At 70.9% G+C, this 13380-nt stretch carries 11 protein-coding genes and 2 pseudogenes; 5 read left to right on the forward strand and 8 right to left on the reverse strand.

Features of this window, described 5'->3' with window-relative positions; all coding sequences use genetic code 11:
* Positions 1 to 149: 149 nt before the first annotated feature.
* Both HV824_RS15955 and HV824_RS15960 read right to left on the reverse strand, forming a co-directional pair.
* The gene (locus HV824_RS15955; RefSeq protein ID WP_176419841.1) at positions 150 to 1154 is read right to left on the reverse strand and encodes a 3-oxoacyl-ACP synthase III family protein; all 1005 of its coding nucleotides are present in this window, start codon (positions 1152 to 1154) and stop codon (positions 150 to 152) included.
* 98 nt (positions 1155 to 1252) lie between these two features.
* Positions 1253 to 2164, reverse strand: coding sequence for a hypothetical protein (locus tag HV824_RS15960; RefSeq protein WP_176419840.1), 912 nt, complete (start codon positions 2162 to 2164; stop codon positions 1253 to 1255).
* Between the two features lie 151 nt (positions 2165 to 2315).
* Here HV824_RS15960 and HV824_RS15965 point away from each other — a divergent pair, with 151 nt between their 5' ends.
* Positions 2316 to 4529: a molybdopterin-dependent oxidoreductase gene (locus HV824_RS15965; RefSeq protein WP_176423654.1), complete on the forward strand. Its 2214-nt coding sequence runs from the start codon at positions 2316 to 2318 to the stop codon at positions 4527 to 4529.
* On the opposite strand, the gene HV824_RS15970 is transcribed toward HV824_RS15965, so the two are convergent.
* The gene (locus HV824_RS15970) at positions 4465 to 5514 is read right to left on the reverse strand and encodes a lysylphosphatidylglycerol synthase domain-containing protein (RefSeq protein ID WP_255208075.1); all 1050 of its coding nucleotides are present in this window, start codon (positions 5512 to 5514) and stop codon (positions 4465 to 4467) included. The genes HV824_RS15965 and HV824_RS15970 overlap by 65 nt on opposite strands.
* 238 nt (positions 5515 to 5752) lie before the next feature.
* Here HV824_RS15970 and HV824_RS15975 point away from each other — a divergent pair.
* Together HV824_RS15975 and HV824_RS15980 are read left to right on the forward strand one after the other, a co-directional pair.
* Positions 5753 to 6022 (forward strand): annotated as a pseudogene (locus tag HV824_RS15975) (hypothetical protein); the annotation flags it as partial.
* A gap of 344 nt (positions 6023 to 6366) precedes the next feature.
* A complete protein-coding gene (locus HV824_RS15980; protein WP_176423655.1) occupies positions 6367 to 7209 on the forward strand; it encodes a hypothetical protein in 843 nt (280 codons plus the stop codon).
* Here HV824_RS15980 and HV824_RS15985 read toward each other — a convergent pair.
* Positions 7127 to 7732 carry a peroxiredoxin-like family protein gene (locus HV824_RS15985; protein WP_217917448.1) on the reverse strand — a complete coding sequence of 202 codons (606 nt, stop codon included), beginning with the start codon at positions 7730 to 7732 and terminating at the stop codon, positions 7127 to 7129. The two genes, HV824_RS15980 and HV824_RS15985, sit on opposite strands and share 83 nt — an antisense overlap.
* A gap of 70 nt (positions 7733 to 7802) precedes the next feature.
* Here HV824_RS15985 and HV824_RS15990 point away from each other — a divergent pair, with 70 nt between their 5' ends.
* Positions 7803 to 8726: a LysR family transcriptional regulator gene (locus HV824_RS15990; protein ID WP_176419837.1), complete on the forward strand. Its 924-nt coding sequence runs from the start codon at positions 7803 to 7805 to the stop codon at positions 8724 to 8726.
* Positions 8727 to 9026: 300 nt separating this feature from the next.
* On the opposite strand, the gene HV824_RS15995 is transcribed toward HV824_RS15990, so the two are convergent.
* From HV824_RS15995 to HV824_RS16005, 4 genes and pseudogenes are all read right to left on the reverse strand, one after another.
* The gene (locus tag HV824_RS15995; RefSeq protein ID WP_176423656.1) at positions 9027 to 10181 is read right to left on the reverse strand and encodes a protein kinase; all 1155 of its coding nucleotides are present in this window, start codon (positions 10179 to 10181) and stop codon (positions 9027 to 9029) included.
* Between the two features lie 159 nt (positions 10182 to 10340).
* Positions 10341 to 10643 (reverse strand): annotated as a pseudogene (locus HV824_RS16000) (serine/threonine protein kinase); the annotation flags it as partial.
* Positions 10644 to 10682: 39 nt separating this feature from the next.
* Entirely contained in the window at positions 10683 to 10946 is a 264-nt protein-coding gene (locus HV824_RS38055) for a DUF2381 family protein (protein ID WP_306465601.1), read from the reverse strand.
* On the reverse strand, positions 10943 to 11530 hold the full coding sequence (locus HV824_RS16005) for a DUF2381 family protein (protein ID WP_306465602.1): 588 nt from the start codon (positions 11528 to 11530) through the stop codon (positions 10943 to 10945). Before HV824_RS16005 ends, HV824_RS38055 begins: the two co-directional genes overlap by 4 nt.
* 847 nt (positions 11531 to 12377) lie before the next feature.
* Between HV824_RS16005 and HV824_RS16010 the strand changes: the two genes are divergently transcribed.
* A complete protein-coding gene (locus tag HV824_RS16010) occupies positions 12378 to 13364 on the forward strand; it encodes a zinc-dependent alcohol dehydrogenase family protein (RefSeq protein ID WP_176419835.1) in 987 nt (328 codons plus the stop codon).
* The last annotated feature ends 16 nt before the right edge of the window (positions 13365 to 13380 follow it).

Here is a 13380-nt window from a genome sequence, read left to right on the forward strand (position 1 = left end):
CGCCTGAGTACGCATGCGCCCGACCCCCGACCCCACTGAATCCGACAGGACATACGCTGCACACGCTGCCCGGCATCGCCAACGCCCGGAAGGGCAGCGCTGTCAGGCTGTGGACGGCGACAGGTCCTGGTGGCTCAGCGCCGGGCGGCTCACGGCGCCGGGGTGCGCTCCAGCAGGGCCCCGGCCCACGTCAGGCCGCTGCCCACGACGCTCAGCACCACCGCGTCTCCCACGGTGGGGTCGTCCCAGTGCTCGCTCAGGACGCCGGGCGCGCCCGCGGCGCCCGTGTTCCCCCGGGTGTGCACGTTGAAGAAGTGCCGCGCGTCCGGCACCTCACACCGCCGCTGCACGGCCTCCAGCATGCGCAGGTTGGCCTGGTGACCGATGAGGGTGACGGCCTCCGCGCCCTGGTCCGGGTGGCGGTCCATGAAGCGCGCGCGCAGGGCCTGGAACGTCTCCCCCGCGCGGCGGATGGCGAACTTCTGCACCTCGCCGCCGTTCTGGGTGAAGTGCCCCATGCGCGGCACGCGCACCTTGTCCGCGCCCGACGGGTCTCCGGCCAGCAGCGTCTCCGTGAGGAGCCAGCGCCCCGGCACGCGCGGCGACAGGATGGCCGCGGACGCGCCGTCTCCCCACAGCACCGCGCTGGAGCGGTCCGTGTAGTCCACCACGCGCGTGGAGTTGTCCATGTTGACCACCAGCACGTAGTCCGGCAGGCGCTCCGGCCGCATGCCCGCCAGGAAGTGCAGCTGCATGCAGAAGGACGAGCAAGCGCTCTGCAGGTCCACCGCCGGCGCGTTGATGTTCAGCAGCTGCGCCACCCGGTTGGACTCCGCGGGGATGCACTCGTCCGGACTGCATCCGCCCGCCACCACCAGCCCGATGTCGGACGGCTTCAGCCCCGCGCGCTCCAGCGCCATCAGCGCCGCGCGGCGTCCCGTCTCCGCGTTGCTGAAGAGCGCCGCCTCCTGCGCCGCGCGCACGTCGCGGTTGCGCGTCTCCCGGAGGTAGTCCAGCGGCAGCACCGTGTGCCGCGTGCGGATGCCCACGCGGTCCACAATCCACGCGTCGCTGGTCTCCAGCCCCAGCTCTTCGAAGAAGGCGTTGGTCAGGAGGTTGGGAGGATGGAAGTGGCCGAGCGCGTGGAGATACATTCAGAACCCTCTAACCGCTCAGCCTCCCAAAACTCTGTCAGCCGTTTGTCACGCCCTCGCGCCTTCGCGCACAGCGGACGGCCTGCCAGGCCATCCACCTAACGCGCGGCGTCAGTCTTCCGGCCCGTGAGTCGCAGCCGCATCGCGCCCTCACCGCGCGCCTCGAAGCCCTGCTCGACGGCGTCGTCGGTCAGCGCCACCTTCACCGGCCCGGACAAGGTGAGCTCCAACAACTGGATGCCCTCCGCGAGGACGGACATCTGCCCTTGCAGGGGAATGGTCATCAGGAAGGGCGCGTTGGTTTCCTGGCGCGACACCGTCATCGCCACGTCGAAGATGCCCACGGCGCCGCGCGACTCCTGACGCACTTCGACCAGGCGCGCGCGCGTCTGGGTGACGCGGGTGTCATCGCCCTGCTCGTCCACGATTTGCTTCGCGAGCGCATCGGAGAAGCCGTCCAGCGTGGCGCCCACCGACAGCGGCGTCTTCGGGAAGGCGGCCTCCAGCGCGTCTGGCTTGCCGAGCTCCGGCAGGTGCTTCGTCACCTCGTCCGCCTCCTCCTTGGACACCGGCTTGCCCTTCACATCGGTGATGGCCACGCGCGCCTTCTTCCACTCCGCCAGGTACGTCTTCCGGCTGATGGGGCTCGCCTTGCGCTGGACCTCGCCCTGCTCCTCGGCCACCTCGCCCACGTCGCCGAACGCCAGCTTCACCTTGGAGACGACGTTCCCCTTCGCGGCCAGCACCGTCACCGTGTGGCGGCTGGACGAGGTCACCGACATCGCCACCGACATCGGCTTGTCCATGTCCGAGGCGCGCAGGTCGAGCGCCAGCCGCATGTCCACGGCGTTGTCCAGCACCTCCTGGTCCCCCACGCGGACATTCACCTGCTTGAACTGGAGGGTCGGCGCCTTCACCTCCGCCGCGGGCGCACCCGGCGCCTGGGCATGGGCGGCGAGCGGCGCGAGCGAGAGCCCCAGGGAGACGACGAACGGATACACGCGGTGCATGTGCTGCCCTCCTGGGACGCCATCCTTTCACGGGCCCTTTGCAGGTGTGCCGCTGAAATCGTGCAGTCCGCCAGGAAGCCCTTCGTCTGAACCCAGACGGATTCAAGCGCGCCCCGCGGAGGTCCTTTCGCCTCGCGCTACAGTTCCGCGGATGAGCGCGACGCCGGCCCCCCAGGTCCACTTCCGCACCTGCAACCTCTGCGAGGCCATGTGCGGCCTGCGCATCGAACTGGACGCCGGCCGCATCACCTCCATCCGGGGCGACGCGGAGGACCCCTTCAGCCGGGGCCACGTCTGTCCCAAGGCGCTGGCGCTGGAGGACCTGCACCAGGACCCGGACCGGCTGCGAGGCCCCCTGCGGCGCACCGCCAGCGGCTGGGAGCCCGTCTCCTGGGACGACGCGTTGGATGAGACCGCGCGCCGCCTGCATGCCATCCAGCAAGCGCACGGCCGTGACGCGGTGGGCTCGTACCTGGGCAACCCCAACGTCCACAACCTGGGCAACATGCTGTTCGGTCCGGAGCTGCTGCGCACGCTGCGCTCGCGCAACCGCTTCTCCGCGACGTCCGTGGACCAGCTGCCGCACCAGTTCACCGCCTACCTCATGTTCGGCCACCAGCTGATGGTGCCGATTCCAGACATCGACCACACCGACTACATGCTCGTGCTGGGCGCCAATCCCCTGGCGTCCAATGGCAGCCTGATGACGGCGCCCGACGTGCGCGCCCGCCTGCGCGCCATCCAGCAGCGCGGCGGCCGCGTCGTGGTGATGGACCCGCGCCGCACGGAGACGGCGGCCATCGCCGACACGCACGTCTTCATCCGGCCGGGCACCGATGCGCTCGCGCTGCTCGCCCTGCTGCACGTCGCGGTGGTGGAGCACGCGCCCCGCCTGGGGCCGCTGGAGGCCTTCACCGACGGCCTGGAGACGGTGTGCGCGCTGGCCCGGGACTTTCCTCCGGAGCAGGTCGCGCCGCACACGGGCGTGCCCGCGCACACCCTGCGCCGCATCGCCCGGGACTTCCTCTCCGCCCGGGCCGCCGTGTGTTACGGCCGCATGGGCGTGTCCACCCAGGCCTTCGGCGCGCTGTGCCAGTGGCTCATCACCGTGCTCAACGTGGTGAGCGGCAACCTGGACCGGCGCGGCGGCGCCATGTTCACCCTGCCCGCGTTCGACATCGTCGGAGGCCCCCGGGCCCTGGCCGTGGGCCGCGGCGGCTTCGGCCGCTGGAAGAGCCGCGTGCGAGGGCTCCCCGAGTTCGCGGGGGAATTGCCCGCGGCGGCGATGGCGGAGGAGATGCTCACGCCAGGCCCGGGCCGCGTCCGCGCGCTCGTCACCGTCGCGGGAAACCCCGCGCTGTCCACGCCGGATGGCGCGCGGCTGGAGCAGGCGCTCGCGGGCCTGGACTTCATGGTGAGCATCGACCCGTACCTCAACGAGACGACGCGCCACGCGCACCTCATCCTCCCGCCGGTGTCACCGCTGGAGCGCAGCCACTACGACGTCGCGTTCCACGCGCTGGCGGTGCGCAACACCGCGAAGTACTCGCCCGCCCTCTTCGAGCCCGGGCCGGGCAGCCGGCAGGACTGGCAGATTCTGCTCGCCCTCCAGCACCGGCTGCTGACGCTGCGGCGGGGCCGTCCCTCCGTGCGCGCCACGCTCAAGTACCAGGCCCTGTCCCGGCTGGGTCCGGAGCGGGTGCTGGACCTGGGCCTGCGGCTGGGGCCCTACGGGGCGCGCTTCCACTCGGCGAAGCACGGCCTCAGCCTGGCGAAGCTGCGTCAATCTCCCCACGGCATCGACCTGGGGCCGCTCCAGTCCTGCCTGCCCCAGCGCCTCCAGACGAAGGACCGCCGCATCCATCTGGCGCCGGAGGTGCTGGTGGCGGACGTCCAGCGTCTGCGAGCAGCCTTCCCCCAGGACACAGTTCCCGCGCCGGACAGCGACGAGTTGCTGCTCATCGGCCGGCGGCACCTGCGCGACAACAACTCCTGGATGCACAACGTTCCGGGCCTGCTGAAGGGCAAGCCGCGCTGCACGCTGATGATGCATCCGGAGGACGCGGCGCGGCGGGCGCTGGCCGACGGCATGGAGGCCACCATCACCTCGCGCGTGGGGACGGTGACGGTGCCCATCCACGTGACGGACGAGGTGATGCCCGGCGTGGTGAGCCTGCCCCACGGCTACGGGCATGGACGCCAGGGCACGCGGCTCGCCGTGGCCGCCGCGCACGCGGGCGCCAGCCACAACGACCTCACGGACGCGCAGGCCGTGGACGCGCTCTGCGGCAACGCCGCCTTCAGCGGCACGCCGGTGCGGGTGCTGCGGGCAGCGGCGCCCGAATCCGCCACACCAGCGGGATGAGCGCGCCCACCAGCACGAACAGCAGCTGCACCAGGTGCCCCAGCAGCGCCACCGACATGGCGCGCGCGGCCGTGGTGTCCAGCACGCCCGCCGCCAGCGCGAAGGCACCGTCACTCACGCCCACCTGCCCCGGCACCAGCGAGCCCACCGCCAGCGCGCACAGGTAGAGGCCCTGGGCGAAGAACGCCTGCACCAGGGACGTGTCGATGCCCACCGCGTAGGTCAGCACGCCGTACTGCGCCACCTGGAACAGCCGGCTGCACAGGAACGCCCGCATGGGCGACCACGGCAGCAACGCGCCACACCGCGCCGAGGCCTGGAACTGCTCCGCGTGGAGCGCCCAGCGGCTGAAGCGGCACACCAGCCACGCGCCGGGCCGCTTCGCGCGCATGCACGCGCGCACGCCCACAGACAGCAGCACCAGCAACACGCCATGCGCCAGCATGAGCAGCGTGAAGAGCGACATGCCCGTCAGCAAGTAGGACGCCAGCGCGCAGGGGAACGAGATGAAGCCTCCCGCCGCCAGGGACGCCGCCTGGGAGGTGGCCGCCGCCGCGGTGGCGGCTCCCCCGCCCATATAGGGACTCAGCAGGGCCGCCTTGGTGGCCTCCGCCGCGGCGCGGCCCGCCGGGGCCATGCTGGACACCGCGGTGCCGATGAGCTGCGCGCGGGCCAGGACGCGCCAGGGCACGCTTCGGGCACCCGGTCCATAGGCGCACCGCGTGGCCAGTCCGTCCATGCACTGCCGCCCCAGCTCCAGCAGCACCACCCACGGCAGCCAGGGCGCCGCGCCGGACAGCACGGCGCCCAGCTCACGAGGCCCAACCTTGTGGACCAGCAACGCCAGCGTGCCCACCCCCGCCAGCGCGAAGACGGGCCGGAGCCCCACCACCATCCACCGCTTCAGGACCCGCTGCGGCGCCGCTGCTCCCACCGCGGCGGCTGGCTGGGCCAGGGACAGCCCCCCGTGCGCGTTGCTCACCATCGACCTCCTCACCGTCCCGTTGCCCGCAGCGGAAGGTGGGCAGCACGGACGCGACTGGCGAGCCCCGTCTGTCCGCCTGTCCCTGCCCACCTGGGCCCGCGTCCAGCGGTGGACAGGCGCGCGCCCGTGGCAGACACGGCGGTGGGGGATACAGCACGCCTCCAACCCGGCGGTGAGCCGCGCCAACGTCAAGCGCATCCCCAGGTGAGTCCTGCGCCCGCCGACCGAAGGCCCGCCGCTGGCCATGGATTCGGTGTGGGGAGAGACGGCCGAGGCGCTGGAGGACATAGCCGGCCGGCGGGCGCTGCTGGCGACGGTGAGTGCCTCCGCCAGCATGTACCTGCTCCCCTGGTCGCTCCCCGAACCGGTGCGCAAGGGAATGGCAGCGCTGCTGACGGCCACGGCCATCGCCTACCTGGGCGTGGACACCGTGTGGCGCATTCTGGACGGGTGGATGTCGCTGATGCGCGAGGTGATTCGGGCCAGGACCTTCGAGCAGCTCAGCGAGCCGGTTTCTTGCGTGTCGCTGTCGGTGATGTCCGACTACCGGCTGGCGAGCGGACGGGGCGGGTAGGCGGTGGGAGGAGGTCGCCCCCCCCTGCCCACCAATGCCCCGCGAGAAGACTGTGACGAGAGACTCTCGGAGCACCCGCGAAGTCATCCGAAGCGCGGTGGGAGTCGAGTCCTGGGCCGGGGATTGCCCTCGGTGGAGGACGTCCGTTCAGCACATTGTCCCAGTGGCGGTGCGGCCAGCAGGTGCGTTGGGAAAGAGTTGGGACTGCATGGGCATGGGCTGCGAGGCAGGCAGGCGCTGGGGCACGGGAATGGGGCGACGGCTCCCAGGCGCGAGGGATGGACGTGCGCCGCTACCGGTGCACCCGGTGCGGGGCCGCATGCACCATCTGCCCTCGGGGGGTGCTGTCGCGGAGACTGTACGCGGCCTCGGCCATAACCCTGGCGCTCTTCGGGCTGCTGCGGTGCACGGTGGCGCAGGTGCGCGCGAGGAGACGTGCTGGACATCAGCCTCCTGAAGACGACGGAGATGCAGCTGGCCGTGCCCGCGCTGCTGCGCCCAGCCCCGCACCACTGGGTGCAGGCCCGACAGTACACCGGCCGCGTCGTCACCATCACCAACGCGGAGGTCTTCAAGCAGCCAACCTACGACACACGCGCAACTTCAACTTCCTCTGGGAGGAGCTGCCGCTGCGCTACGACACCGACTTCCAGCGGGCCGAGGCCATCATCGTCGCCACCGTGCGCGAGGCCACCGCCGGCATCATCGACGAAGGCCGCCACGAGCTGGCCAACATGCGCGAGCGCTACCTCATCCACGCCGATGAGTTGGAGCCGCGCGCCTACCTATGGCTGACGGACAACTGGGTGGAGCTGCGCGTGCGCGAGGTGAAGGACGGTATCTCCCAGCGCGGCCTGGTGCGCTCCCGCGTGGAGGGCATTGAGCTGGCGGCCAACACGGTGGCGTTGGTGCGCGTGCCCTGGCTGGGACTCCGCACTCCCAGGCGGCCCCCAGCGGCGGAGGAGACGCCCCCTACATTGAGCGTGGCGCGTCCCCGGGCCCCCGCCTCAGGCACCGGGCCTGCCGGTGTGCGACGCCTCAGCCCGGCCTCACCGCCCCCCGGGCCGGGACGACGGCCTCTCTCTCGTCGCGTGCTCGCCCGCTCCGCGCGAGGGCGATGACGTCATCCACCTCCCAGTGGTCGTCCGCATGGCGCCCGTAGTGGACCGCGCGCACCCGGCCGGTGGCGTCGAGGAGGAAGTCCGCGGGCAGCCCTCGCTGTCCCCCCTCTCCGGCGAACGGATTCGACGGGGCCGAGGCCAGCCCCCGCACCGCGGAGAGCATGACGCGAGGATGGGCCACCGCGAGGACGGACTGCTCCACGCCGAAGTGGCCGTACCACCGGCGCTCGAGGTCCGGCACGACGGGGAATGGCAGGTCCCCCTGGTAGGGCCGCATCGCCTCCGCTGAGGAATGGAAGAACGCCACGGTGTGGATCCCCGCCTCCTCGATCCGCCCCTGCGCCGCGGCGAAACTGCGCATGTGCAGGTTGCAGATGGGGCAGCCCGCGAAGCGGCGGAATTGGAGGTGTGTGAACGCACCGGGCGCCCTCATGGGCAGCTCCATGAGGCCGTGGGACAGCGTGGTGACGGAGAAGGGGGCGAGGACGTCGCCCGGCTGGCGGCGGGAGGTCTTGGAGATCATGCCGCGAACCTAGCGGCACGCAGGCCATCCACATCCTGCATGTTGCACATCTTCATCATGGTACTTTTCGATGATGTTGCTCGACCGCCTCGACGCCTCGCACTTCTACTCGCTGCACGTTCTGCTGGAGGAGCGGCACGTCACGCGCGCCGCCCGGCGCCTGGGCATCACCCAGTCGTCCATGAGCCACCGGCTGCAGCGCCTGCGCGTGGCGCTGGGAGACCCTCTCCTGGCGCGCGCGGGCGGAAGCCTGCTGCCCACGCCTCGCGCCGAGGCCCTCGCGCCGCGGCTGGCCGAGGCCCTCCGGGCGCTCGAGGCCGCGGTGACGCCAGAGGCGGCCTTCGACCCGGCGGCCTGCACCCAGACCTTGACGCTGATGCTGCCGGACCTCCTGGCGCCGGTGCTCCCCCACGTCCTCACCGCCGTCGGGCGCTCGGCCCCGGGCATGGGCCTCCGCGTGCGGCCCGTCTCTGCCGAGCTGCCGCACCTGCTCGCCGCGGGTCCGCTGACCCTCGCGCTCGCGCCCGCGCACTTCGTCGGCGGGCACACCCGCTCGCGCCTGCTAGGGGAATTGCGGTTCGCCGTCGCCGGACGCCGGGGGCACCCGGCGCTGCGCCCGCGGTTGACGGTTGCCCGCTGGCTGGCCCACGGGCATGTCGTCGTCCACATCGGCAACGAGCGTGCGAACGCGGTGGCGGACGCGCTCACGCGCCGCGGACTGCGGCGCCGCGTGGCCCTTGAGGTGCCCTCGTTCCTGGCGGGCCTCCAGGTGGTGGCCCGCTCGGACCTGCTCATGAACGTCCCCGTGCCCCTCGTCAACGAGGCGGCCGGCGCGCTGGGGCTGGAGGTCCACCCCGCGCCCCTGGCCCTTCCCCGCGTCCGCTTCGCGATGCTGTGGCACGAGCGCTTCCAGCACGATGCAGCCCACCGGTGGGCGCGGGACGCCGTGTTCGCGGCCGTGCGCCCCCTGCTCCACGAGCGGCCCCGGGGGTGAGCCGCGGGAGGCCGGGGCTCGCCCCGGTGAGAAGAAGACGGCGGGCATGGCCCGCGAGCTTCTCAGGTGGGAGAAGTGCCTGTGGAGGTTCGTTGATGTGCCGGCCCTGGCCTGAGATATCCGCTCGACGATGAAGCCATCTCCGCAGGCCACAGCGGCTCTTCGCACCTTGTCTATCTGATTCGATTCCTTCTCCTGAATCGAAATCAAGTCGGCGAGCGTCCGGTCAAGTCCCGTGAGCTTCCGTGGACCGCCCGTACTCCTCCCAACCAATCTCGGGCATCCACGAAATCGGCAGGCTCAGTTCGTGCTGACCGCATCCTGAGACGCCTGGAGGCCACGGGGGCGCCGCATGCACAGCTCCATCAACACTTCGTGGGCCCGCTTCGCCATTCCATGCAGCTCCGCCGCCGCTTCCTCCTGGCCGTAGGCATCCCCCTCTCCAAGCCAGCGGCGGAGGTCCGTCGCCAGCTCGCGCGCCGTCTGGTAGCGGGCATCCGGCCGGGGCTGGAGGAGCTTGCGCAGCACCAGACCCAGCCCCTGCGGAAGCCCCTCCGTCAACGCCTCCAGGTCCGCCTGCGTGTAGGTCGCCGCGCGCCAGATGGCATCCGCCACCTGGGGCGCGCTTCCTGCGAGCCGGGCCCGCTTGATGGCACGCCGAACCCGCACGCGCTGCCTCGCCGACAGGGCGTCCTTCACCTCTTCGGTGAGGGCATCCGGGGCATCCAGGATGTTCCTCCCCGTCGCCAGTTCGAGCAGGACATTGCCAAGCGCGAAGAGGTCCGAGCGCGCATCCACGCGGCCGGTCAGGAGCATCTCCGGGGAGGAGTAGAACGCGTCCCCCTGCGGCCAGCGCACCGTGGACGAAACGCGGCCGGGCAGGTCCGAGAGCGCGAGCCCGAAGTCAGAGATCCGCACGTCGCCATTCCAGCCGACAACGAGGTGCTCCACGTCGAGCGCCCGGTGGACGATGTGGAGGGAGCGCCCCTGTCCGTCCGTCGCGTCGTGGGCATGCGCCAGGGCCGCGGCGACGCGAGCCCCGACATGGAGGGTGAAGAGGGGCGAGAACCGTCGGCCGCACTCCCCTGCGAGCGTCAGCAGGTCGCCGATGCTGTACCCCGAGGGATGCTCGGTGATGACGTACCAGCCCCCTTCCGCCTTGTGCAGTCCGTGGACACGGAGGATGCCCGGATGGTCGAGGTACGTCGCCAGGTGCACCTGCTCTTCAAGCTTCGCCCGCGCCCGCTTGATGCGGGGCAGTTCCATCAACTTCGGGACCCCGACCGCCTTGAGCAGCACCTTGCCGCGGATGTTGCCGTCCACCGTGCGGCGCCGGGCCAGCAGGAGGCGCAACCCGTGATGGGCCTCGCCCAGGTCCTCGCGGAACTCATACTGGAAGCCGTCCCTCGTGAAGAGAATCGCCCCTCGTGGGAGCCTGAACTCGCTCGCCGACATGTTCTGTCCTCCTCTCGCGCGGGCATCCCCAGCCAGCGCATCGCGGACCATGTTCCCCATGGGATTGGCAGGCATGGAACGACCCTGAGAGGTTCTGTCGACGCTGGTGAGCAGGGGGCCGGAATCGAGCACCTACCCGCCACGTCACCGCAGGCCCACTCAGGGCCAGCGGTGCACGACCCACCCCACGTTCCGGTTGGACGCCTTCACTCTGCCGTCCTTGAACCCGTAGACCGTGCCCTCAACCACCAGGCAAATCGGCTGCTCGTCCTGCCCCGGGAGCTTCACACGGTCATACCGGACGACGAGCGCTGGCCCATCCGCGCGGCCCATCTTGTCGGAGAGGTAGTAGGCCTTGCCGTAGAAGCGCGTCCCGGTCGGAGCGACCGCATGTTGCCGGTCGTCGTTGTGGTCTTTCGGGACAACCCCCACCACCTCCGCGCCAGCGGTGAACCACACCTGTCCAAACGCGCCTGGCGGTCGTCGAGTTGAGCGTCGGGGTCATCGAGCCTCCTCCGAGGAGGGCTTCGGGAAGCGCACGTCGTGAATCTTGAAGCGACGCCCCCCATCTCCGTGGACCTCCAGGGTGAAGACGAGCTCCGCTTCCGTCTCTGGCACTTCCAGGACGGCCAGAACACGCCCCATCTCCCCCGGAAAGATGGGCCCTGGCTTCTTCATGACGAGCCGCGCCCGAAGAGGCACACCGGCACGCTCCGCGAATGTCGCCTCTCGTGGTATCCAGCCCGGGTGGCCGGGAATGTTCATGATTGACACACGTCCATCAGAATCCAACCCGCGCCCCGATAGGAGACGACCGACTGCAGTTCAAGCCCTTGCGCGGAGTCGCCCCTGTCCTTGCGGATGGAAGTCGTAACGCCTGCCTTGCCCACATAGCCAAGCAACACGAAGTCTTCCGGCTTCGGTGCCAGGGTTTGAGCCGTGGGCGGGCAGGCCGGATTCGGCGGCTCCGGGCGCTGAACGTCAATCCGTGAGTCCACTTCGGCCGGGACAGTCATGAGGACAAAGGAAGCCCGCGCTGGCGCCCGACTGTCGGCGAAGAAGACGCCGAGTTCCTGGCGCTCGCCCTCACCAAGGTTGGCCAGGGGTTGGATGATGACGGAGCGCTCGCCGGCATCCAGGACGCGAATCCGGGACTCGTCGAAGGTGAGGGTCTTCCGCTGAATGGGCGATGAGAAGAGGAACAACGTCGGCGAGTCCGCCGCCACATGCACGACGGGCATCGGTTCGGCGGATGTGCTGGCGATGGTCACTGAGCGTCGACGCTCGACGCGCGTCCCCGTGGCCGGCTGGGTCTGCGCGGCGGCACTCCACGCGAGCGTGAGCGCCATTGGACGCGCGCGGCACCGGAACAGGTTCGCAACTGGCGCGGCGCGGCCGGTCCACGGGCCCAGGGGGCACCGGGGGGTGCCAGTCCTGCCCCGCTGGCGCTGGCTCCAGTTCAGGCTTCCGCTTCGCTTCACCTTCCCGGCTGGCCACCTTCGCTCCTCGCGAGGCCCCTGCCTCCTCGGGGGAGCCGTATCGAAGCTCATACGCGTCCAACGCCTCCTTGATGGCGACTGCCACCACCACCACGCCAAGGACAATGACTGCCCCCACCGCAATCTCAGGCGCCGCCAGCACGCACAGCCCGACTCCCACGGCGGCGGCGCCCGCCGAGGCGACCGCGCAGCTTCCCGTGGTGTCGCGGAGCTTGAGACGCTCATGCTCCAGGGCCTGATAGCACCGCTCCACCAGCACCGGCCAAGGGCGTGACGCCTCACGGACGACGCACCGCCCACCATCCCTTCACGGCAGCGCCGCCGCGCGCTGGAGGTTGGCCACTCTCTGACTCCGGCCTCCGTGTGCGCCCCGAGCCGGTGCCGACGTGGCACAGGCCGCGAGGAACGTCAGGAGTGCGACGCACGCGAGGGAACGCATGGACACGGCCTCTTCTTCAAGTCACCGGGCAGCGGAGCACATGTGGATGATAGCAGGCGTGGCGAAGCTGAACCGGCACCGAGGCGTCCGACGGCTCCACGCAGGAGACTCTCGACCGACATCGCGTCCAGCGGTGGACAGGCAGCCGCCGTCCCACCCACGAGGCGGTGAATCACATCGTCCGTCTGGACACTCGGCGCGCCCGCCGAAGGCCGCTAGGGTGCGGCCCGCACTCCCACACGGAACATGGAGCGTCCCATGAAAGCAGTACGGTTCTCGGCCTTCGGGCACCCCCTGAAGGTGGTGGAGGTCGTGGAGCAGCCGGACGTGGCGCTGAAGCCGGGCGAGGCCCGGATTGAAGTGCTGGCCACGCCCATCAATCCCTCCGACCTCCTCACGCTCAGCGGCCAGTACGGACAGCTCCCGAAGCTGCCCGCGGTGCCCGGCAACGAAGGCGTCGGCCGCGTCGTCGAGGTCCAGGACTCCAGCGCCGTGAAGGTGGGTGACGTCGTGTTCCTCCCGGTGGGCGCGGGCACCTGGTGCAGCCACCTGGTCGCCCCCGCGGACTCGCTCCTGCGGGTGCCGCCGGGGACCGACCTGCGGCAGGCCGCCATGCTGTTCATCAATCCGCCCACCGCGGACCTGCTGCTGCGGGACTTCGTCGCGCTTCAGCCCGGCGAGTGGGTGATACAGAACGCCGCCAACTCGGCGGTGGGCCGCTCCATCATCACCCTGGCGAAGCAGGCGGGCTTCAAGACGCTGAACGTGGTGCGGCGCGAGGAGCTGGCGCCGGAGCTCACCGCGCTGGGCGCGGACGCCGTGCTGCTGGACTCGGATGAGCTGCCGGTGCGCGTGCGCGAGGTGACGGGCGGCGCCAAGGTCCGGCTGGCCATCGACGCCGTCGGCGGTGAGTCCACCCAGCGCCTCGGTGACGCGCTCGCGCGCGGCGGCGTGGTCGTGAACTACGGCGTGATGAGCGGCAAGGGCCCTCGACTGTCGGCCGCCGCCACCATCTTCAAGGACGTCACCCTGCGCGGCTTCTGGCTGGTGACGTGGATGAAGAAGACGCCGCGCGAGGAGCAAGGCGCCCTGTTCGCCCGGCTCGCGAAGCAGGTGGCCGAGGGCGCGCTCCACGTCCCGGTGGAGGGCACCTTCCCCCTGGAGTCCATCCAGGAGGCCCTGACGCGCGCCATGGAAGGTGGGCGCGCCGGCAAGGTGCTCCTCACGCCCAACGGCCCGCTCTGAGGCGCCGAGCGCCGCC

It is taken from the genome of Myxococcus sp. AM009, from assembly GCF_013372605.1.
Lineage (GTDB): Bacteria > Myxococcota > Myxococcia > Myxococcales > Myxococcaceae > Myxococcus > Myxococcus vastator.